This window comes from Desulfoprunum sp. (assembly GCF_053613775.1).
Map to the genome: position 1 here is coordinate 1,452,362 of NZ_JBSHXH010000004.1, position 21,447 is coordinate 1,473,808.

Annotated in this window: 20 protein-coding genes and 1 pseudogene; 6 read left to right on the forward strand and 15 right to left on the reverse strand. The window is 65.2% G+C overall.

The window, feature by feature from the left end:
• Positions 1 to 176: 176 nt before the first annotated feature.
• A complete protein-coding gene (gene extJ, locus ACWGKN_RS10600) occupies positions 177 to 383 on the reverse strand; it encodes a selenite/tellurite reduction operon protein ExtJ (protein WP_035231101.1) in 207 nt (68 codons plus the stop codon).
• Between the two features lie 186 nt (positions 384 to 569).
• Positions 570 to 1,073 carry a TlpA disulfide reductase family protein gene (locus tag ACWGKN_RS10605; RefSeq protein WP_052160137.1) on the reverse strand — a complete coding sequence of 168 codons (504 nt, stop codon included), beginning with the start codon at positions 1,071 to 1,073 and terminating at the stop codon, positions 570 to 572.
• Between the two features lie 326 nt (positions 1,074 to 1,399).
• Here ACWGKN_RS10605 and ACWGKN_RS10610 point away from each other — a divergent pair, with 326 nt between their 5' ends.
• From ACWGKN_RS10610 to recO, 3 genes are all read left to right on the forward strand, one after another.
• Complete coding sequence (locus ACWGKN_RS10610) at positions 1,400 to 2,416, forward strand: peptidylprolyl isomerase (protein ID WP_424253339.1); 1,017 nt, start codon at positions 1,400 to 1,402, stop codon at positions 2,414 to 2,416.
• Between the two features lie 94 nt (positions 2,417 to 2,510).
• Positions 2,511 to 3,524, forward strand: coding sequence for a helix-turn-helix domain-containing protein (locus ACWGKN_RS10615; protein WP_035231104.1), 1,014 nt, complete (start codon positions 2,511 to 2,513; stop codon positions 3,522 to 3,524).
• Positions 3,525 to 3,527: 3 nt separating this feature from the next.
• The gene (gene recO / locus ACWGKN_RS10620) at positions 3,528 to 4,325 is read left to right on the forward strand and encodes a DNA repair protein RecO (protein WP_052160139.1); all 798 of its coding nucleotides are present in this window, start codon (positions 3,528 to 3,530) and stop codon (positions 4,323 to 4,325) included.
• On the opposite strand, the gene ACWGKN_RS10625 is transcribed toward recO, so the two are convergent.
• The 8 genes and pseudogenes from ACWGKN_RS10625 to pspF form a co-directional block, all read right to left on the reverse strand.
• Positions 4,316 to 5,251 carry a biotin--[acetyl-CoA-carboxylase] ligase gene (locus tag ACWGKN_RS10625; RefSeq protein ID WP_452095169.1) on the reverse strand — a complete coding sequence of 312 codons (936 nt, stop codon included), beginning with the start codon at positions 5,249 to 5,251 and terminating at the stop codon, positions 4,316 to 4,318. The two genes, recO and ACWGKN_RS10625, sit on opposite strands and share 10 nt — an antisense overlap.
• A 31-nt stretch (positions 5,252 to 5,282) precedes the next feature.
• A complete protein-coding gene (locus ACWGKN_RS10630; RefSeq protein ID WP_035231107.1) occupies positions 5,283 to 5,951 on the reverse strand; it encodes a hypothetical protein in 669 nt (222 codons plus the stop codon).
• Between the two features lie 182 nt (positions 5,952 to 6,133).
• Positions 6,134 to 7,804 (reverse strand): glutamate formimidoyltransferase, encoded by a 1,671-nt coding sequence (gene ftcD, locus ACWGKN_RS10635; RefSeq protein WP_452095170.1) that lies wholly within the window; start codon positions 7,802 to 7,804, stop codon positions 6,134 to 6,136.
• Between the two features lie 19 nt (positions 7,805 to 7,823).
• A complete protein-coding gene (locus tag ACWGKN_RS10640; RefSeq protein ID WP_052160143.1) occupies positions 7,824 to 9,548 on the reverse strand; it encodes an aromatic amino acid lyase in 1,725 nt (574 codons plus the stop codon).
• 43 nt (positions 9,549 to 9,591) lie between these two features.
• Complete coding sequence (gene hutI / locus ACWGKN_RS10645) at positions 9,592 to 10,809, reverse strand: imidazolonepropionase (protein ID WP_452095171.1); 1,218 nt, start codon at positions 10,807 to 10,809, stop codon at positions 9,592 to 9,594.
• A 10-nt stretch (positions 10,810 to 10,819) separates the two neighbouring features.
• Positions 10,820 to 12,067 (reverse strand): annotated as a pseudogene (gene hutU, locus ACWGKN_RS10650) (urocanate hydratase); the annotation flags it as partial.
• 139 nt (positions 12,068 to 12,206) lie between these two features.
• Positions 12,207 to 13,154 carry a calcium/sodium antiporter gene (locus ACWGKN_RS10655; RefSeq protein WP_452095172.1) on the reverse strand — a complete coding sequence of 316 codons (948 nt, stop codon included), beginning with the start codon at positions 13,152 to 13,154 and terminating at the stop codon, positions 12,207 to 12,209.
• A 112-nt stretch (positions 13,155 to 13,266) separates the two neighbouring features.
• Positions 13,267 to 14,295, reverse strand: coding sequence for a phage shock protein operon transcriptional activator (gene pspF / locus ACWGKN_RS10660; RefSeq protein ID WP_424253507.1), 1,029 nt, complete (start codon positions 14,293 to 14,295; stop codon positions 13,267 to 13,269).
• 195 nt (positions 14,296 to 14,490) lie between these two features.
• On the opposite strand from pspF, the gene ACWGKN_RS10665 reads away from it, so the two are divergent.
• The 3 genes from ACWGKN_RS10665 to pspC are packed head-to-tail and all read left to right on the forward strand — an operon-like array spanning position 14,491 to position 15,835.
• Entirely contained in the window at positions 14,491 to 15,171 is a 681-nt protein-coding gene (locus ACWGKN_RS10665) for a PspA/IM30 family protein (protein WP_035231114.1), read from the forward strand.
• Between the two features lie 35 nt (positions 15,172 to 15,206).
• Complete coding sequence (locus ACWGKN_RS10670) at positions 15,207 to 15,458, forward strand: hypothetical protein (RefSeq protein ID WP_035231116.1); 252 nt, start codon at positions 15,207 to 15,209, stop codon at positions 15,456 to 15,458.
• The gene (gene pspC, locus ACWGKN_RS10675; RefSeq protein WP_035231118.1) at positions 15,455 to 15,835 is read left to right on the forward strand and encodes an envelope stress response membrane protein PspC; all 381 of its coding nucleotides are present in this window, start codon (positions 15,455 to 15,457) and stop codon (positions 15,833 to 15,835) included. The genes ACWGKN_RS10670 and pspC overlap by 4 nt, the downstream gene beginning before the upstream one ends.
• A 113-nt stretch (positions 15,836 to 15,948) precedes the next feature.
• Here the strand turns inward: pspC and ACWGKN_RS10680 are convergent, their stop codons facing one another.
• From ACWGKN_RS10680 to hoxE, 5 genes are read right to left on the reverse strand one after another with little or no spacing between them, the layout of a single operon-like run.
• Positions 15,949 to 17,373 carry a Ni/Fe hydrogenase subunit alpha gene (locus ACWGKN_RS10680; RefSeq protein ID WP_452095173.1) on the reverse strand — a complete coding sequence of 475 codons (1,425 nt, stop codon included), beginning with the start codon at positions 17,371 to 17,373 and terminating at the stop codon, positions 15,949 to 15,951.
• 34 nt (positions 17,374 to 17,407) lie between these two features.
• Complete coding sequence (locus tag ACWGKN_RS10685) at positions 17,408 to 17,974, reverse strand: NADH-quinone oxidoreductase subunit B family protein (RefSeq protein ID WP_035231122.1); 567 nt, start codon at positions 17,972 to 17,974, stop codon at positions 17,408 to 17,410.
• Positions 17,971 to 18,729 carry a bidirectional hydrogenase complex protein HoxU gene (gene hoxU / locus ACWGKN_RS10690; RefSeq protein ID WP_052160147.1) on the reverse strand — a complete coding sequence of 253 codons (759 nt, stop codon included), beginning with the start codon at positions 18,727 to 18,729 and terminating at the stop codon, positions 17,971 to 17,973. The genes ACWGKN_RS10685 and hoxU overlap by 4 nt, the downstream gene beginning before the upstream one ends.
• A complete protein-coding gene (locus ACWGKN_RS10695) occupies positions 18,726 to 20,372 on the reverse strand; it encodes a NuoF family protein (protein ID WP_035231124.1) in 1,647 nt (548 codons plus the stop codon). Before ACWGKN_RS10695 ends, hoxU begins: the two co-directional genes overlap by 4 nt.
• Positions 20,359 to 20,889: a bidirectional hydrogenase complex protein HoxE gene (gene hoxE / locus ACWGKN_RS10700; protein ID WP_052160152.1), complete on the reverse strand. Its 531-nt coding sequence runs from the start codon at positions 20,887 to 20,889 to the stop codon at positions 20,359 to 20,361. Before hoxE ends, ACWGKN_RS10695 begins: the two co-directional genes overlap by 14 nt.
• Between the last annotated feature and the right edge of the window lie 558 nt (positions 20,890 to 21,447).

Below are 21,447 nucleotides of genomic sequence, written 5' to 3' on the forward strand. Positions count from 1 at the left end.
GTCCCCCGGAATTATTCACACGACGACGTTCATACGGACAAGGGGAAAGACGGACGGCACTCCGCCGGGAGCAGGACCACAACCTCTTGAGCTGGAGATGAACATTGAATAAAAAAGGCCGGTTGACGAGCCGCCAACCGACCTCTCATGGTACAAAAACCGCGACGGTGTGTCAATCAGCAACCTTCAACGCCACCAGCTTTGGATGTCGTTACCTTGACCTTATCGTCGGCTTTCATCTTGCCGGCATCTTCACAGGTCATCGTGACCGTGTCGCCTTCGACGGACTTGACGGTGCAATTCACTTTTGCGGCCATGCTGACGCCAGCCACGCTCAATGCGAATACCAAAGCCAATGCCGCCGTTGCCAATCTTTTTTTCATTGCTGTTCTCCTTTTGCGCTGAATATTTTCCCGGACTCTTCGCCAGGGGACATACGCGAAGGGCATCGTGCCAATTCCCCATCGCAGACGAAACTGCAGGCCAATGTGCGTATACAGTCTACAAAACCATTCAATTACATAACGTTATATATCTTTTTTCCCCTTCCCTGTCAACATCCCCGAATATTAATCGATCAGGCTCTGCACATCCTTCGCCAGCACTGAATGGGGCACCAGTCCGGGATAGCGTTTCACCACGTTACCCGATTTGTTTACCAGGAACGAGACCGGGATGCCATACACCCCGCCGAAATTCTCAGCGGTCTCGGCATCGGCCATCAGGACCGGATAATTGATGGCCTGCTGATCGACGAGTTCGGCCACCGGTTCACTGCCTCCCTGATCGACCGACAGGGCGACAACGGAGAAGCCATTCGACCCGAATTCCTCCTGCAGCTTGACCAGGGCGGGGATCTCCTGCAGGCAGGGTGGACACCAGGTGGCGAAAAAAGTGATCAGCAAGGCCTTGCCCTGAAAGCTGTCGCTGTCGATACGTTTCCCATCCCGCACGCTTTCCAGGGCAAAGGACGGCATTTTGGTGCTGGCCAGGACCTTCGCCGGAATCAGTCCGGAACAGCCCAGGGCTATGGCACATGCGACAGTCGTAAAAAATCTGCTTGTTTTTTTCATCAACAAACTCCCGTTCTGATTGATGCCTGGACCTATGTAATCTTTCCGTGAAATACAATACTCCACCCTCACGGAAAGTCAACACCGCAGGGGATACACGCACCCGATTTCACCGCCATCCGGCACGGCGCTGTCCGGGTCGCACGCAGATATCGTGTACAAAACCAAAAAACATGCTAGACTGCTGCCCTTGAATTGTCGCTGGAGATATTGATGACTTCCTCCTGGTCTCCGCCCACAAGACAATCATCCATCCGGAACGGTTAATTGCTTCGGTAAACACAACTGAACACCATCAGAGAAACCACATGCACCACGAAACCATCATGAAACCAGTTGCACATGCATCCACTCCGGTAATATTTTTTCTCCTGGTCCTGTTCCTCCAAATCGTCTTTGCCCCCCTTAACGGTACTGCGGAGCTGCTCGACCGTGTCGTTGCCGTCGTCAATGACGATGTGATCACCCTCTCCGAGCTGGAAAAGGAAGGCGAGCGCTTCTACCGCGACATCTCGGCCAAGACCCCGGCCACATCCCTGGCCGAGACCCTCCAGCAGGCCCGTGAGCATGTTCTCGACAGGATCATCGAAAGACGGTTGATCACCCAGAAGGCCAAGGCCGGCAATATTTCAGTTTCCGATGCCGAGGTCGATGCCGCCTTTGAACAGATGCTCGACCAGAGCCGGCTCAGCAAGCCGGAACTTCTGGCCAAACTGAAGGAAGACGGGCTGACGGAAACGGCGTACCGGGAGAACCTGCGCGACCAGGTGCTCCAGAGCAAACTGGTCAATGCCGATGTCAGATCCAAGGTGGTCATTACCGATGAAGAGATACTGGACTACTACAACAGCCAAAGCACTACCCGGGTGAGTGGCGGAGGGTACTATCTGCTGCAGATAGGGATCTCCTGGAAGAAGGGGCAGGACACCCCGCCGGAGACAGTGGAGGCCGACAAGAGCAAGGCCAGAAAAGAGGCCGAGAAGGTTCTGGAATTGGCCAGAGACGGCGAGGACTTCAAGGAGCTCGCCCGGAAATATTCCAGCATGCCGTCGGCCGCGGATGGCGGGGATATCGGGGTTTTTCAACTCGACGAGATGGCCCCCGACATGCAGCAGGCGGTAAAGGAACTGAAGCCGGACGAGATCAGCGATATCATTGAAACGCCGGAAGGATATCAGTTCTTCAAACTTCTCAACAGCGACGACGGAACCATCGCCGTCAAGACTCCTCCGGACGAGGTGAAGGAGGAGATCAGGAACAGCCTGTACGATCAGCGCCTGAAAAAGGCCTATGATGAATGGCTGAACAACTTGAAAAACGAGGCCTATATCCAGAAACTCTGAACGGGAGGCTCGATAATAGGCCGGGTGAAGACCGGTCCGTCACAACCACCTCTGGCGACAGACATCTCGCCCACCTTCTCACAGGAACCGATACATGATGAAGACTCAATCCGAACACGAAAGGGAAACCCTCGGGGCGTTCCTGCGCCGGACACGGGAAGAACGGGGCCTGACCTTCGAACAGGTGGTCGATTCGACAAAAATCTCACCAAACTGCATGAAGGCCCTGGAAGAAGACGATTATGACAACCTGCCGGCTGACGCCTTCGTCCGCGGCTTTTACGGCATCTATGCCAGGTATCTGTCCCTCGATCCTGACGAAATCCGTGACCGCTACAATCAGCAGAAAAAACAACAGCCGAAGACGGATGAATCGAGCTCTCCCACCCCCGGCGAACTGGCCATGCAGACCAGCAGCATGGCCGAACCTCCGTCCGTCACCTCGCATTCAGTCGTCGGCCTGTCGCTGCTGGCCCTGATCATCGCCGGGATTGCCGCCTGCTGGTATTTTTCTTTCAATCCGGCCACCTATCTCAGCCAGACCCTGAGAGGCGACAAGGCGCCGTCGACCACTGTCGGCGAACCGGCGGCATCTCCTCCCGCCACGCCGGATCAGCCCCCCGCTGCTTCCTCGACCCTCACCCCGTCTCCGGCGCCGGAGGCGGCAGGTACAGACGTATCCGCTCCGCAGTACCCCAGCCAGGGAAACATAGCCTCAACCCAGACAACCCTGCCGGCGACCGCGCCGCCCTCCTCGCCGATGGGGTCGGAACAGGCCGGTTCCGCCGGCGGCCGGACGGCTCCGCCCCCGGTCATGGCGCCTGAGGCTGCCAACCCCACCTCACCACCCGTCTCGACCACCTATACCCTCAGGGCCGCCTTCAAGGAAGCCACCCGGCTCACCGTCAAGATCGACGATAAGCCGGCGGAGCACTTCGATTTCACGGCCGGAGCGGTCCACAGTTGGCGCGCCGGCACATCGATCGTCATCACCCTGCCGGCCGGCAGCGGCACCGAACTGACCCTGAACAATCTGCCCCTGACCTTGCCGAAAAAAACGGCAGGCGAAGAGATCACGGTTACGATACCGCAAAATCTTTCCGAATGATCGATGCCGGCCCGTTCCTATGAGGTCGAGGCCATCGTTCTCGATACCCGGGACCATGGCGAGGCCGATCTCATCGTCACCTTCTTCAGCCTCGAACGAGGGCGGGCGACCGGTATCGCCAAGGGCGCGAAACGGAGCAAGAGGCGCTTCGTCAACAAGCTGGAGATCTTCAGCTTCCTACGCCTCACCTGCTCCGAGTCGGCAGGCGGCGGCCTGGTCTTCATCCACGAGGCCGACCTGCACACCCCCTTCCTCCGTCTCCGGACCGATCCCTCGCGGTATGCGACCGCCTCGGTGATACGCGAGTCCCTGCTTCTGGCCCTGCGGGAGGGGGAACGGGACGAAACGGTCTTTCGCCTCGCCCTCTGGGCCCTGCACGGCCTCGATGCCGGCCGGTCGCGGCAGTCGCTGCTGGTCCTGTATCTGCTCAGGTTCTATAGTGCGATCGGTTACAGACCAGGGCTCGAGGCCTGCCTGAGCTGCGGCATCGAGGCGTCCCCGGGCCGCGGCTTCGCCTTCAGCCATCTGGGCGGCGGTCTGGTCTGCGCCACCTGCGCCGCCGCCTCAGGCCATCCCGGCACCCGTCTCTCCCCCGGGACCATCCGGCTCATGCAATCGGCCCTTGAACTCCCTCTCGACAAGCTGCACCGCCTCCAACTGACCGACGCCATGCACCGGGAATGCCTCACTGCGCTACATCTGTACGGCAGGCACCTGTTCCAGCGGGACATTCACTCATGGGCCATGCTCGACTCGTTCAGCGATCAGGGCGGGAGTACGGCCAAGCCGGTTCAGATATAACGGATCTCGCCGCTGTATTCGGTCTTTTCGTGGCCGTCATCAAGCACCATGACCAGTCCGCCCGAACCGGTAATGCCGCCGACGGTCGCCTGATACCGCGGGGCCTGAAGGACGTCAAAACCGAAGACCACCCGGCGGCCGACGGTCGTGGACAGCCCCCGCCACAGCTGCAGCAACCGGTGTCCGCCGTCGTCCCAGTCGTCGCCGCCGTGCAACCGCCGCTCCTCCTCGTAGTAGAGCAGGCCGACGGCAAACGAGAGTTTTGCCAGGAACAGCCGGGCAAAGGAGTTGATATCCAGCGGGCGCCCCAGGGCCTGCGCCAGGGAAAGAGCGGTATCCCGCAGTTCGTGCGGAAATTGGTGATTGCTGACGTTGATGCCGAAGCCGATGAGGTTGTACTCCTCCCGATAACGGGGGCTGAAAAAACTCTCGATCAGAAAACCGGCCACCTTTCTGTCCCCCACCAGGACATCGTTGACCCATCGCAGCTCAGCGGCAATCCCCATCTCCCGCACCGCCTCGCAGCAGGCCACGCCAACCGCCAGGGAGATGAGATTGCGGGACTGCGGCAGCAGGGTGTTGACGTGCAGCAGGCAGCCCCACAGTCCTCCGGACGGCGCATGCCAGGTCCGGTCGAAACGGCCCTTCGAGCGTTCAAGACGGTCGGCGAGGATCACCGTGCCGTTATGCACCGACCGGCCGGCCTGCTCCATCGCCGTGATGTGGATCCGCGCCTTTTCCATCGCCCGATCAAGCACGGGATAACACTCGATCGCCGTGCCGACAAAGGCGCCGTAGCGCAGAATCCGTTCAACCTCGGTCGCGTCCCAGGCCTGTCGCCGCAGCCGGTCCTCCATCAGCCGCTGTCGGTCGATCTCGGCGGCGGTGACCGCAATGCCGCCCCCGCCTCTTTCCCGGGTTTCCATAGTCGTCACCGTAAGCGAACGCCGCGGATTTTCAGGCTGCAAGCCCCTGTTCACTGTTCCAGTCGGCCTTGACCCGGGTGATGATCTTCTGGATGAGGGGCAGTTTTTCCGGGGCACAGATGCCGAGCAGCGGCTCGCCCTGATTGACCGACACCCCCGGGGTGAAGTAGACGGAGTGGATGACCCCGCCCTCGCCGGTATAGTAGATCGGCGTGTCACGCTTCATCAGCGACATCGTCAGCACTTCCTCGCCGGCCTCGATGGTCACCGCCCTGACGCCTTTCTTCTCGATGCGCGACTGGACATCGAGGGCGAAGTAGTATTTGGCCCGCTCCGGGGCCCGGAACAGGTACAGGACCTCTTTGAGGATGTTCTCAATGATCTCCTTTTTTTTCAGCGGATGCCTGATGGTGATCAACTTCTCGCCGGCCTCGACGAATTGCCCCTCGAGCTCGGACCGGATCCCGGACACGACGCCGTTGGTCCGGGCCGCAACCAGCTTCGGATTGCGCTCCCGGGTGATCTGGTAGAGGGCCGTTCCCGGGATCTGCTGCCACTCCCCGCTCGGGGCCTCGACGGCATCGCCTTCGCCGACCCGGAAGTGGACGACCCCGGTATGGGTGGCGCAGACCTCGACGTAATCGAACGGATCTGAACGGTATTTACTCAATATTTCATCAAAATCTATTTCATTCGACATATTCGCACAGGATTTTTATCAGGGGATGAAAGTGGACCGCGACGGCGCCGCAGACTGATCTGCGGCCGACCCTCCAGCCGTCGTGGGCCGACGGTCCGCCTTGCCGCAAAGGAATTACGTTTATACTAAGATAATGATGCCATGGCAAGCATTCTTTGTTCCCTGCGACCTCCCGGCAGCGGTCAATCGCCCGTTGCCGTAACACCCACCAGCAGCCGGTTGAGGTCCAGTTTCACCTCGTTCACCGCCGCCTCGATCCGGTCATGGAGTTCGACCGCCCGGCGCCGAGCCTCGGCGGTGAAGGCGGGGTCATCGATCTGGCCGAGATTGATCATGACATTGTAGAGGGCGCCCAGCCCGGCCATCGCCGCCGCCAGGCCGGCCACCCCGGCGTCGGAAAGGGAATTGCGGTTGCCGGTGCGGACCGCCAGCCGGGCCAGATCGGCCGCCTCGGCCGCCTGCTCCAGCACCGACAGGGGGACCATTGTCGCCTCCCGGGTAGCGGCCGCGATCTGCCCGGCACGGTGGGCCTTGTCGGCCTCGCTCTTTTTGGGCAGCCGGAGCGCCGCCATCACCTGGTTGAAGGCGGCGGTATCGCGATCGACCGCCGCGAGGAAGAACTGCTTGAGGCCCTGGGCCCGGACCGCCATCTCTTCCATCTCCGGCCACACCGCCTCATACCCCTTCTTGCCGAAGGTCAGGTTGCCGACCATCGCCGTCAGCGCCGCCGCCAGGGCCCCGGCGATTGCCGCCGCACTGCCGCCGCCGGGGGCCGGCGAAGCGGAGGCCAGTTCGTCGACCAGGCGGGTGAACGGCAGCGCCACCAGGGCCCCGGCCGGGCGCAGGCGGTACTCGAGAATCTTGTGCGCCGGGTCGAAGGCGGCGACCTCGTTCAGTCCCAGGCTGTGCACCGCCACCCGCACCAGCTCGGCCTCGGCCGCGCCCCGGCACTGACCCTGGCGCTGCAGAAAATGGCGGCCGCACTCGACAATCGCCGCCAGCGGCACCAGGCCGACCAGCTCGCTGCCGGTGACCCGCAGGCCGGCTTCGCCGGCCAATCGTTCCGCTTCCTCGAACAGCCGGTACAGCGGGGTGGTGTGGAAATCGATCAGGTTGACCGAGACCTGGGCCAGGCCGTATGCGTCGAGATACCAGCCGACCGCCTGGACTGCCGGCAACAGCCCGGCCACGGTCTCCATCGCCCCGGTGACCCGGTTCCTGATCCGGCCCCCCTTCTGCCGCAGGCGGACGGCGATCTCCTGCGCCAGCCGGGCATTGCGGGTGTTGAGGTTGATGTTGAAGGCGATCAGGAACCCCCGGGCGCCGATCACCGTCGCCCCGGCCTTGGGGTTGAACACCGCGGCGCCGAAATCGGGACGGAAATCGGGCCGCCGCAGCCTCTGCTCCAGCCCCTCGTATTCCCCGGCGCGCAGCCAGGCAAGGCTGCGGCGTTCATCGGCCGCGGCCGCCGCGCCGTAGAGATAGACCGGGATGGCCAGCTCCTCGGCGACTCGCCGCCCGAGTCGCCGGGCCAGATCGGCGCATTCGGCCATGGTGATCCCGGCGACCGGGACGAAGGGGCAGACATCGACCGCCCCCAGGCGCGCATGGGCGCCCCGGTGCCGCCGCATGTCGATCAGCTCGGCGGCGCCGCTGATCGCCGCGAACGCCGCCTCGAGCACCGCCTCCGGCTCGCCGGCGAAGGTGACGACGGTGCGGTTGGTATCGCGGCCGCAGTCGACATCGAGCAGCCGCACCTCCTCCACCGCCTCGACCCGACTCGTGATCCGGTCGATGACCGCCCGGTCCCGCCCCTCGGAAAAATTGGGCACGCATTCGACTATCCGCTCCATCGTCACCTCCTCGCCGTCCTCACCAGGGCAGCGGCATCTCCTGCTCGACGGCGGCCACGATCGCCCCGCCCATGATCCGCCCGGCGAGGGCGGCGATGTCGTCGGCCAGCACCCGGTCCCGGGTGACCGGCGGAAAGGCCCCATCCGCCACCAGAGCCGCGTACAGCCGTTCCGAGACCGGGCTGAGCCGGCGCTGGGCCTCGGTCAGCGCCAATTCGCGGATCACCCCGACCTCGAAGATCACCCCATCGGCGTGGCGATCCATCCGCGTCTTCAGGGCCGCCAGTTCGTCGTGGACCCAGGGCGGCAGCTCGGCCTCGGTGGGGATGGCGGCCAGCATCTTGCGGACGGTGATCGCCTGGAGGGTGCAGGCCAGTTCGATCGCCAGCACCCGGGCTACCTTGTCCAGGCTGTCGAGCAGCCGCACCGCCAACCCGGTGCCCATGCTGACATGATCCTCCTGGCCGGCGTTGGTGGCGATGGTGAACAGGTGGCTGGGCATCGCCTCGCCCCAGATCGCATTGAGCAGCGAGGCCGAGGCGTACTCGAGCATCATCAGCCCGCTGGAGATCGAGTTCTGATCGGCGCTCAGGCCGGGCCACTTCAGGTCGCGCCCCAGCCCCTTGTTGCGGTTGGGATCGACGTAGCGCACCGAGCGCTGGTGGGCCAGGCCGGCGATGATGCCGGCGGCCTGGAGAAGCCCGTAGATCTGGACCGCGACCGGCATCCCGTGGAAATGGCCGCCGGAGAGCACATCAACAAAACGGCCGGCCGCATCGGGCAGCAGGATCGGGTTGTCGGTGGCGCTGTTGGCCTCGATCAACAGCGTCCGTTCGGCCTGGGAGACCAGGTCATGGGCGGCGCCGAGGATCTGGGCGGCGCAGCGGATGTTGTAGGGATCCTGGACCTGGCCGTCGTCCTTGAAGTCGCGATGGGCCATGCGGATCGGCGAGTCCTGCATCAGCCGCCAGATCCAGTCGGCCACTCGCCTCGCCCCGGGATGGGGGCGGACGGCGTGGAAATCGGGACGGAAATAGGTGTCCGGGGCCAGCATCACCTGGGCGGTCAGGGCGGTGGTGACGGCGGCGGTCTTCAGCAGGTCCTGGAGCCGGGCACAGGCGAGCAGGCCGATGGCGTTCATGATCTGCACCCCGTTGTTCAGGGCCAGGCCCTCCTTCATCGCCAGGCGCAGCGGCGCGATCCCGGCCCGGGCCAAGGCCGCGGCCGCCGGCTGGCGCTCGCCGCCGACCGTGACCCGGCCCTGGCCGATCAGGGCCAGGGCGATATGGGAGAGAGGGGCGAGGTCGCCGCTTGCCCCCACCGAGCCGAGCGCGGGCACCAGCGGGGTGATGCCGGCGTTGAGCAGGGCGAGCAGCGTTTCGACCAGTTCCGGGCGGATGCCGCTGTAGCCGCGGGCCAGCGAATTGGCGCGGAGCAGCATGGCGATCCGGACCACCGCCTCGGGCAGGGGCTCGCCGACCCCGACCGCATGGGACACGATCAGATTCTCCTGGAGATCGGCCAGCAGCTCCTCCTTGACCGCCAGGTCGACGTTGTGGCCGAAGCCGCGGTTGAAGCCGTAGGCGGGAAGCTCCTGATCGAAAATGACCACCTCGATCTGCCGCCGCCGCTCGTCCAGCAGGGTCCGGGTGGCCGGATCAAGACCGACCCGACACCGGTTGTCGCCGACGGCGACGATCACGGCCAAATCCAGTTCCTGACGATGGTCGATGGTAATCTGCATGGCATTCACTCATGGTGGTGGTTGCGGCGGCCGGCGCCGACGATCAGACGATCCGGCCGTTCTTGATGACCGTCCGGGCCTGGTTGGTGCCGTACCAGTAGAGCATCTCCCGGTAATCGGCGCAATCCAGAAGCAGCAGGTCGGCCTGCCAGCCCGGGGCGATGCAGCCACGGCGGTCGAGCCGCAGGGCGTGGGCGGCATTGGCGGTCGCTGCCGCCAGGGCCTCGCCCACCTGCAGCCCTGAACGCAGGCACCCGAGCGCCATCGCCAACTGCAGCGACAGGCAGGGATTGGAGCCGGGGTTGAAATCGCTGGCCACGGCCGGGATGCAGCCGCCATCGATGATCGCCCGGCCCGGGGCGAAGGGGATGTCGAGGAACAGCGACACTCCGGGGAGCATGACGCAGGCGATGTCGGTGGCGGCCAGCCGGGCGATCTCCGCCGCCGACAGGACCTCGAGATGGTCGACGGAGGCCGCCCCCAGGGCGATGGCGACCTCGATGCAGCCGATGCGGTGGAACTGGTCGGCATGGAGCCGCGGCAGCAGGCCGTGAGCCCGGGCCGACTCGAGCAGATCGAGGGCGTCGGCGGCGGTGAAGTAGCCGGCCTCGCAGAAGATATCGCAGAACCGGGCCAGCCCGGCGATCTCCGGCAGCATCGCCTTGACCTGACGGAGGTAGTCGGCCTGCGCCACCCCGGCCGGCACGGCATGGGCGCCGAGGAAGGTCGGCACCAGGTCCACCGGCTGCTCGTCGTTCAGTTCGGCGATCACTTCGAGGATCTTCATTTCGGTGGCGAGATCGAGGCCATAGCCGCTCTTGACCTCCAGCGTCGTCGTTCCCAGACGCAGGGCCCGATGAAGATGGGAGCGGGCGATCGCCTTCAGTTCGACGCGGCCGGCCCGGCGGGTCGCCGCGACGGTGAGACCGATACCGCCGCCGGCGGCGGCGATCTCCTCGTACCCGGCCCCGGCGCAGCGGCGGGCGAAATCGTCGATCCGGCTGCCGGCAAAGACCAGGTGGCTGTGGCAGTCGATCAGACCGGGAATCACCGCCCGGCCGGAGGCATCGATGATCTCGGCCCCGGTCCGGTCGGCGGCGGCGGCGAGATCGGCCAGCGGGGCGATCGCGGCGATGACCCCGTCTTCGACCAGAATCGACTCGCCGGTGCGGATCACCGGCGTCGCCAGCCCCGGCCCCCGCAGCACCCCCGGCGGCGGCGAGACGATCTGGGCCGGATCCCTGATCAGCAGGCTGGCCATGGCCGGGGCCTCAACGACCGAGCATCGGCAGGTCGAGCCCCTTGTCCCGGGCGCACCGCACCGCCGCCTCGTAACCGGCGTCGGAGCCGTCACGCATCGCCTCGGTCTCGCGGTTGGGGCTGGCCACCGAGCCGGAATCGAGGTGGTCGCGGCCGATCACCACCGGCGCGCTCAGTTCGCCGTTGCGGACCATCTCGTTGAAGGCCAGTCCCAGCCGGTGCCGATCGCCGAGACCGACCCAGGCGATGCGGGCCGGCAGGCCCTGAAAGCGGATATGCTTACGCGCCATGTCGAGCCAGTTATGGAGATGGAGGTCATCCGGCAGGAGCTCCTTGACCTTGGCATCGGTCTTGTAGATATCCTCCGGGTCGCCGGACAGAGCGACCCAGCGGAACGGCCCCTTGCCGGTGCAGAACAGGTCGCGGATATAGGCCGGGACGAAGCCGGGGAAGGCGAAGGCCTCGCGCAGCCCGGTGTTGAAGGCTTCCTGGCGGATGTTGTTGCCGTAATCGAAGGTCGGGATGGCCATCGCGTGGAAGTCGAGCATCGCCCGAACCTGGGCGACCATCGACTGGCGGGCGGCCTCCATCACCAGGACCGGATCGCTGTGCTGCCGCTCCTCCCATTCGGCCACGGTCCAGCCCAGCGGCAGGTAGCCGTGGAGCGGATCATGGGCGCTGGTCTGGTCGGTGACCGCGTCCGGCCGGACGCCCATGGCGACGAGCTGGGGATAGATCTCGGCGGCATTGCCGAGGACGGCGACGGAGACCGCCTTATGCTCCCGGCAGGCATCGAGTACCAGCTGCAGGCCGTATCCGAGGCTGTCGGCCTGGCGATCGAGATAGCCGGTGGCCAGGCGCTTGTCGATCCGTTCCTGGCGGCACTCGATGGCCAGCATCGAGGCCCCGGCGAACTTGGCGGCGAGCGGCTGGGCTCCGCCCATGCCGCCGAGACCGGCGGTGAGGATCCAGCGGCCGGCGAGATCGCCGCCGTAGTGCTTGCGGCCCAGCGCCACGAAGGTCTCGTAGGTCCCCTGGACGATGCCCTGACTGCCGATGTAGATCCAGGAGCCGGCGGTCATCTGGCCGAACATCATCGGGCCCTTGCGATCGAGCTCGTTGAAATGCTCCCAGGTCGCCCAGTGCGGCACCAGATTGGAATTGGCGATCAGCACCCGCGGCGATAAGCGGTGGGTGCGGAACACCCCCACCGGCTTGCCGGACTGGATCAGCAGGGTCTCGTCGTCCGCCATCTGCCTCTCACTCCATTTTCATACAAACACTTTCCGGCCCATCCCTGTCAAGCGGTCGCCCGCACAATTGCCGTACTCCTGCGGCCGGATCGCTCGTATCTTCAGCCCGGGGGCGGCGAATTCCGGGCCATTCGATGCTCGCCGCCTACTGGGGCCAGAGGAAGGCGAGATACCCGCAATAGCCCCCGAAGAAGACCATCCCTTCGAGCCGGCCGAGGCGCGGCCCGGTCATCAAAAACGGCAGCAGCAGGACGGAGGCACCGACCATGACGCCAAAATCGAACAGGTTGATGCCCCCGGCGGTCATCGGCGCCACCAGTGACGAAAACCCGAGGATTGCCAGGATGTTGAAGATGTTGGAACCGATGATGTTCCCCAGGGCGATGTCGGGCTGGCGGCGGACGGCGGCGATGATCGAGGTCGCCAGTTCCGGCATGCTCGTGCCGAGGGCGACCACGGTCAGGCCAATCACCGCCTCGCTGATCTGGAAGGCCCTGGCCACCTCGATGCTGTTGTCGACCAGCAGGCGGGAGCCGACGACCAGCGTCGCCAGGCCGCCGCCGATCAGCACCAGGTCGACCGCCCAGTGCTTGGTCGCCTTCGGCACGCTGGTGGCAAACTCGTTATCCACCTCCGCCTCGGCGCCCTTGCGCGCCATCATCACGTTAAAAATGGTATAGACGACGATGCCGGCAAACAGCAGCCCGCCCTCGAACCGCCCCAGCCGCCCATCGGACAGCAATACCGGCACCAGGACCGTGGCGAGGATCATGATCGGCACATCGACCTTGATCAGCTGCAGATGGACGCTGATGGGGCAGATGACCGCCGAAAGGCCGAGGATAACGGCGATATTGAGGATATTGGATCCGACCACGTTGCCGACGGCAACATCGCCCTGGCCGGCCAACGCCGCCTTCAGGCTGACCGCCAGCTCCGGCGAACTGGTGCCGAAGGCCACGACCGTCAGGCCGATCACCAGCGGGGTCAGGCCGGCCCGGGCGGCCAGCGAGGCGCTGCCCTTGACCAGCAACTCCGCCCCGCCGAACAGCAGCACGAGCGCGACAACGATGAGGGTATACGGCAGGATCATGCAGAGAACTCCAGTCAATATTGATATTGGTTGCGTGCAACGCACACTGCAGACAGTGTAGTCACGCCAGCCGGCACAATCAACCGCGAGGGTAAACCGGCCAGTCCGGCGGTCACAGCCGGTCGCGGTATTTCCGCAGCAGACCCCGCAGCTGGTCATAGCTCAGGCCGAGGAGGGAGGCCGCCTGGCGTTGGTTGAATCGCCCCTCTTCCAGGGCCCGGCGCAGCAGGGAGAGCTCGAGTTGCTCCACTGCCGGGCGGAGCGGGAGGAGTTCCGGCTCCGCCGGCGCGGCAGCCGTGCCGGCGCCGGCGGCAACCGGGTCGATCGGCATCGTGCCGAACGGGGAGCGGAAGGGATCGAAATCGATCGCGTCGATGACATCGCCGTCGGCCCGGTACACCGCCCGCTCGACGACGTTCTTCAACTCCCGCACATTGCCCGGCCAGTGGTGGGCCTCGAGCGCCTGCACCGCCCGGTGAGAGAAGGTCGGCAGGGTCGGACGGCCGAGCTCGAAGGCCATCCGGCCGGCGAAATGGCCCGCCAGCAGCAGGATATCCTCTTCCCGCAGCCGGAGCGGCGGCAGAAAGAGGACCTCGAAGGAGAGCCGATCGAGCAGATCCGCCTTGAATGTGCCCCGGGCGGCCATCGCCGCCAGATCGGCATGGGTGGCGCCGATGATCCGGACATCGACCTCGACCGGAGCCGAGCCGCCAACCCGCTCAAAGGAGCCGTATTCCACCACCCGCAGGATCTTTTCCTGGACCTCGAGCGGGATCGCGCCGATCTCGTCGAGGAACAAGGTGCCGTTGTCCGCAGCCTCGAACCGCCCCTTGCGGCGGCTGTCGGCACCGGTGAAGGCCCCTTTTTCATGGCCGAACAGTTCCGCTTCGATCAGGGTCGGCGCCAGGGTGGCACAGTTCAGGGTCACCAGGGGGCCCTGCCACCGCCGCGACAGATAGTGCAGGCGACCGGCCGCCAGTTCCTTGCCGGTCCCCCGCTCGCCGATCAGCAGCACCGGCCGTTCCACCGAGGCGACCCGGGACAGCCGCTCCTGGAACTCGAGAAAGCGCTCCGACTGGCCAAGGGCCTCGCCGGCGCCGGCGATGGACGATTCGCGCTCAGTTGTCTCAGGCATATTCATCTCCGCACTGTATCTTACACCATTTTTTGGTTTATTTTACCATTTATCAGGATAATTGACCACACATTAGCCGCCAAATACACCCTGTCACAAACCTATGTCACGGTATTTACATCATATTCTTAGTACTATTTTACCTGGCACACTTCATGCTTGATCAATAGTGCCACACCATTCAACCACAGGAGGATGACCATGGGAGTTTTCACGCGATTCAGGGATATCGTGAGTTCGAACATCAATGCGATGCTCGACCGGGCCGAAGATCCGGAAAAGATGATCAAGCTGATGATCCGGGAAATGGAGGACACCCTGGTCGAACTGAAGGTGTCCTGCGCCGGGGTGATCGCCGGACGCAAGAAGGCCGAGCGGCGACTGGACGAGGTCGCGGCCCGCGCCCAGATGTGGGCCGAACGGGCGGCCCTCGCCGTCCGCCGCGGCAAGGACGACCTGGCCCGCGAGGCGCTGCTCGAAAAGCGCCGCTTCACCGAGATGGCCGAGGCGTTGCGTGGCGAAATCGCCGATCACGGCGGCCTGATCGAACAGTACCGGCACGACATGGTGGAACTGGAAGACAAGCTCGCCACCGCCAAGGAAAAACGCAGCCTGCTGGTCCAGCGCCACCGCCGGGCCGCCGGCAAGAAAAGGGCGCAGGAGGATATCCGCCGCATGGACAGCAGCGAGAGCATGGCCCGCTTCGAAAAACTGGAAAGCCGGATCGAGCAGATGGAGGCCGAGGCCGACCTCGTCAACTTCGGCCGCAAGCCCGCCGTCGACGAGCGGTTCGACGATCTCGGCCGGGATGACGAGATCGAAAAGGAACTTGAAAAGATCAAGGCCGGTACCTACAGTGCTGATACCACCTCGGCACAGTAGTCCCGCACCCCTTCATCCCGACGGAGCAACCCGCCATGAACACTGTCATCGCTGTCGCCATTGTCTTCGGATCGATCGTCACGATGGTCGCCCTCGTCTGCGGCACCGTCCTGGCCCTGGTCAAGGCCCGCCGGGAGGGACTGTCCCCGTCCGGGCGCAAGGCCCGGGCCGATGAGGCGGCAGTGATCCAGGAACTGTACCAGGGCCTGTCACGCATGGAAAAACGGGTCGAAGCCCTTGAAACGATCCTGATGGAAGGTCAGGGAAAGGATGGGTATACACGATGAGAATCTACGGTAACGACGGAAGAGGCCTGTACCGGTCACGGGACGGGGTCCTGCTCGGGGTCTGCCGCGGGGTGGCCGATTATTTCGACCTCTCGGTGTTCTGGATCCGCCTGGCGGTGGTGCTCGTCTTTCTGTTGAGCGGTTTCTGGCCGGTGCTCGGCATCTACCTGGTTGCCGCCCTGTTGATGAAGCCCAGCCCGGTCCGGCCGATCGAGTCCGAGGACGAGCAGGAGTTCTACGACAGCTATGTTCATTCGCCGCGCAGCGCCGCCCAGCGGCTGAGAAGGCAGTTCGACAACCTCGAGCGGCGGATCCGGCGGATGGAGAGCACCATCACCGGCAAGGACTACGACTGGGAGCGCCGCTTCAATTCCTGAGCCCCCCACCGGCGGCGGCGACCCAGTCGGTCGCCGCCGCCCCCTCATCATGACCGCGGCGGCCTTGTCGCGGTCTTCGGCGCCCTCCACCCTGCCGCAATCGGGCAGACAATTCAGGATCGGGAGATTTCCCGCAGGATCGAACCGTCGGGCCGCCGCAGCCGCACGACCAGCGGCATCCGGCCGATGGCATGGGTCGAACAGCTCAGGCAGGGGTCGAAGGCCCGGATGACCGCCTCCAGCCGGTTGAGCGCCCCTTCCGGCACCTCGGCGGCGGTGATGAAGCGGCGGGCGACCTGGAGCACGCCCCGGTTCATCGCCAGGTTGTTGTGGCCGGTGGCGACGATCAGGTTGGCCCAGGTCATCAGGCCGTTGTCGTCGACCCGGTAATGATGGATCAGGGTGCCCCGCGGCGCCTCGACGCAGCCCACCCCTTCGGGGAAGTTGGGCTGGGCCAGGGCCCGGATCCGGGCCCCGGTGAGGGCCGGTTGCGCCACCAGTTCCCCGATGGTCTCAATGCCGTAGAGGATTTCGATCAGGCGGGCGTAATGATTATGGAACGAGCTCGACACCGGGCCGCGCTCGAGGCTCCGGAATTCGGCCCACTCCCGGTCGGCCAGCGGTGTGCCGCAGCCGTTGCAGACATTGAGGCGGGCGGCGGGACCGACCCGGTAGAGGCCGTCGGGGTAGCCCAGCGGCCGGTAGTAGGGGAATTTGAGGTAGGACCAGGGCTCCGTCGCCTCGCCGATATGCTGCCGATAATCGACCGGGTCGATGGCGTCGGCGACGATCCCCCCGGTGGCGTCGATGATCCGCAGCCGGCCCTGGACATGGTCGAGCTTGCCGTCGCCATCGACCATCCCCATGTACAGGGAGGGAAATCTGGCGAAGGTCTCGATCTCGGCGCTGAAATCGCCCAGCGCCTGCTTGAACAGCGCCAGCGTCCGGGTGATGATCGCCAGGGCCTCCGGCAGCATCCGCCGGATCGCCTCCCGATGTTCCCCACTGAGGGCGGCATCGACCCCGCCCGGCACCACCCAGGCGGGATGGATGCGCCTGCCGCCGACCATCTCGATGACCTGCTGGCCGAATTGCCGCAGCCGGATGCCGTCCCGGACGAGGTCGGGATGGGCCGCGACCAGCCCAACGATATTGCGTCGGGCCGGGTCGGCGTCCATGCCCAGCAGCAGATCCGGCGCCGACAGGTAGAAGAAGCTGAGGGCGTGCGACTGGATGAAGGCGCCGCAGTTGCACAGGCGGCGGAGCAGGACCGCCGTTTCGGGCGGGTGCACGCCGAGGATGGCGTCGCCGGCCCTGCCGGAAGCGAGGGCATGGCTGACCGGGCAGATGCCGCAGATCCGCTCGGTGATCGCCGGCATCTCGTAGAACGGCCGGCCCTCGGTCAGTTTCTCGAAGCCGCGGAACTGAGTCACCTGAAACCGGGCGTCACGCACCCCGCCTTCGTCGTCGAGATCGATGGTGATGATGCCGTGCCCCTCGATCCGCGTCACCGGTTCGATGGTGATCCTGTCCCCCATGGCGACTCCTCCCCTTGTTGATTCTCCGTCAATCCTAGGCCCCGAAACGGCTGCGGCCGCCGATCTCCGGGGTCCGTCCCGCCACCAGTTCGGTCAGCAGCCAGGCGATCACCGCCGCCGCCGGGGGGCAGCCGGGGACAAAGACATCGACCGGGACGAACTCGTGAACCGGCCTGGCGGTCGGGCACAGCCGGGGCACCCCGGTGAAGGCGAAAGCGGGGCGTTCCGCGGCGGCCCCGTCGCCTGCGGCCGGGTGGCGGTCGGCGTTGTCGACATAGGCCCGGGCGATGACCGCTTCGACCGGAAAGCGGTTGCGCATCGCCGGGACATTGGCGGTCACCGCGCAGTCGCCGAAGGACACGAGGATGCCGGTCCGCTCCCGGATCTCCAGGATATGCCGGCGGTCGGCCTCGCTGCCCACCGCCCCCTCCACCAGGGTGACGTCCGCCCGCGCTGGAAAATCCTTGACATCGACCAGGGGCCCGTAGACCATCTCCACCCCGGCCAGGATGTCGAGCAGGGCCTCGTCGAGATCGAGCAGCGACATGTGGCAGCCGGAACAGCCGTCGAGCCAGGTGGTCGCCAGGCGGAGCCGATTCATCGCTCGTCCCTCCTTTCCCGCATCATCTGCAGATAGGGCAGGAAGCGGCGGCGCCTGCTGATCTCGGCCACCGACCGGCCCTTCTCGGTCAGGGCCCCGGTGGGGCAGACCTGGACGCATTTGCCGCAACTCGTGCAGGTCTCCGAGGTCCCCCAGGGCTGGTTGAGATCGATGATGACCTGCGAGGTGATGCCGCGGCCCATGACATCCCAGGTGTGGGCCCCCTCGATCTCGTCGCAGACCCGGACGCAGCGGAGGCAGAGGACACAGCGGTTGTGATCGACGCAGAACCGCTCGTGCGAGGCATCGACCGGATAGCCCGGATAGAGATAGGGATAGCGGACATGCGACACCCCCAATTCCACCGCCAGGTCCTGCAGTTCGCAGTGGCCGTTGGAAACACAGACCGAGCAGACGTGGTTGCGCTCGGTGAACAGCAACTCGAGGATCTTGCGGCGGTAGGCGACGACCCGCTCGGAGGTCGTGACCACCTCCATATCCTGGCGGGGATAGGTGACGCAGGCCGGCTGTAGCCTGGCGCTGCCCTTGATCTCGACGATGCACAGCCGGCAGGCGCCGCGTTCCGACAGCCCGTCGAGATGGCAGAGGGTGGGGATGGCGATGCCGTTCTGCCGCGCCACGATCAGGATCGATTCATCCGCCCGGGCGCTGACATCGCGGCCGTCGATGCGGAAGGTCAGCACGCGGGAGGGGTTGAGGTCGGAACGGACCTTCTTCGGAAACTCTGGGCTCATACGACCTCCCCGGCGGCGCTACAGGCCCCGGCCAGGCAGCGCCGCTCGTGGATATGGGCGTGGTACTCGTCGCGGAAATATTTCAGCGTCGTCAGCACCGGATTGGGCGAGCTCTGGCCCAGGCCGCAGAGGCTGGTGTGCCTGACCAGATCGCAGAGATCCTCCAGGGTCGCCTGATCGGCCGGGGTCGCCTGACCGGCGGTGATCCGGGCCAGCAGATCGTGGATCTGCCGCGTCCCCACCCGGCACGGCACGCACTTGCCGCAGGATTCGGTCATGCAGAATTCCATGAAGAACCGGGCGACATCGACCATGCAGGCGCTGTCATCGATGACGATCATCCCGCCCGAGCCCATGATCGACCCGACCTGGGCCAGGGACTCGTAGTCCACCGGCATGTCGAGGAACTGCGAGGGGATGCAGCCGCCGGAGGGGCCGCCGGTCTGGACCGCCTTGAACCGTCGGCCACCGGGGATGCCGCCGCCGATCTCGAAGACGATGTCGCGCAGCGTCGTCCCCATCGGCACCTCGATCAGGCCGGTGTTGACCACCTTGCCGGCCAGGGCGAAGACCTTGGTACCCCGGCTCTTCTCGGTCCCGATCGCCGAAAACCAGGCGGCCCCGTTGCGGATGATCGGCGCCACGTTGGCGAAGGTCTCGACGTTGTTGATCAGGGTGGGGTGCTCCCACAGGCCGAATTCGGCCGGGAACGGCGGCCGCGGCCGGGGTCGGCCCATGCGGCCCTCGATCGAGGCGATCAGCGCCGTCTCCTCGCCGCAGACGAAGGCCCCCGCCCCCAGCCGCACCTTGATGTGGAAGGTGAACGGGGTGTGGAAGATGCCGTTGCCCAGCAGCCCCAGCCGTTCGGCCTGGGCCAGGGCGTGACGGACCCGCTTGACCGCCAGCGGGTATTCGGCCCGGACATAGATGAAGCCCTGGCTGGCGCCTATGGCGTAGCCGGCGATGGCCATGCCCTCGATGACCCGATGCGGGTCGCTCTCGAGGACGCTGCGGTCCATGAAGGCCCCGGGGTCGCCCTCGTCGGCGTTGCAGATCACGAATTTGAGCGAATCGCCGGCCTTCGCCACCGCCGTCCATTTCAGCCCGGCGGGGAAACCGGCCCCGCCCCGGCCCCGCAGGCCGCTGTGGCCCACCTCGTCGATCACCTCCTGGCGGCTCATCCCGGTGAGGGCGCGATGGAGGCCGTGATAGCCGGCGGCGGCGATATACTCCTCGATCCGTTCGGGATCGATGCGGCCGCAGTTTTCGGTGACGATGCGGGTCTGGCGTTGAAAAAAGGCCATATCGCCCGAACAGCGCAGGCGTTCGACCGGACTGCCGCCCAGGGCGTCGACAATGGCAGCCGCATCCGCCGCCTGCACCCCCTGGTAGCGGGTCGCGCCGTCATCGACCGCGACCAGCGGTCCGGCGGCGCACAGGCCGAGACAGCCGACGCCCTTGACCTGGCAGCGGCCTGCGAGTCCGCGCCGGGCAACCTCCGCCTCCAGCGCCTGCTTCACCTCGCCGCTGCCGCACGACAGGCAGCCGGCGGCCATGCAGACGTGGACCTGGTGGCGGAAACCGTCCCGCCGGTCCTGTTCATCCCGGGCGATCCGGTGCAGATCTTCACTATGCAGGATCATCGTGGCGCCACCTCCCGATTCGGTCCAGTACCTGTTGCGGATCCAACCTGCCGGCCACCTCGCCGTCGAAGACCCCGGCCGGGGCCAGGCCGCAGGAGCCGAGGCAGCGGGCCACCACCAGCGACACCTCGCCGTCGGCGGTGGTCTCGCCGGCGGCGATCCCCTCGCGATCGCGGATGCCGTCGAGGATCGCTCTTGACCCGCCGATATAGCAGGCGGTGCCGAGGCAGATGACGCAGGTGTGCTTCCCCGGCGGCTTCAGGGTGAAGGCATGGTAGAAGGTGGCCACCGCGAAGACGCGGCTGAGCGGCACCCGCAGGCGGCCGGCAATGTAGTGCATGATCCCTTCGTCGAGATAGCCGAAGGACTCCTGCGCCGCGTGCAGGGTCTCGATCAGGGCATGGCCTTCGTGATGATACAGCTGCATGGTGCGGTCGACCAGGCGCAGCCGGGGATCGGCGGGCGGGGACGAGGGGGTGGATGATTGCCCTCCGGGCGGCGAGTTGTCAGCCTGCATGACCATTTCTCCTTGTGGCGGCCGGCACCTGAACGAGCGGCAGACGATACGGCGGACAGCATCAGTGGTTCCGGCCCCGATATTGATGTTATAGCATAAGCGCCCACCATATTTCCAGGCCGGGGCCGAGATTTGTAACCAGCGGACCTTTGGCCCAATGAACGGCTGCGAACACTGTCGATGCCGGCAAACACTGTCGTTTCGGCCGCCCTTCCCCTTTTGTCATTTCGACCTTCCCCTTTTGTCATCTCGACCATCCCCGTTTGTCATCTCGACCATCCCCGTTTGTCATCTCGACCATCCCCGTTTGTCATTTCGACCATCCCCGTTTGTCATCTCGACCGCGAGGGAGAGATCTCCTGCAGCAATCATCCGCCGCAGGGAACGACCGCGGTCACGACAACAGGAAATTTCTCGCTGACGCTCGAAATGACAAGGGGGGGCTCGAAATGACAGGGGGGCTCGAAACGACAAGGGGGGGGCTCGAAACGACAAGGGGGGCTCGAAATGACAGTCGAGGGGAGCTCAATACCTGGACAATGACAGCCTTGTGGCATT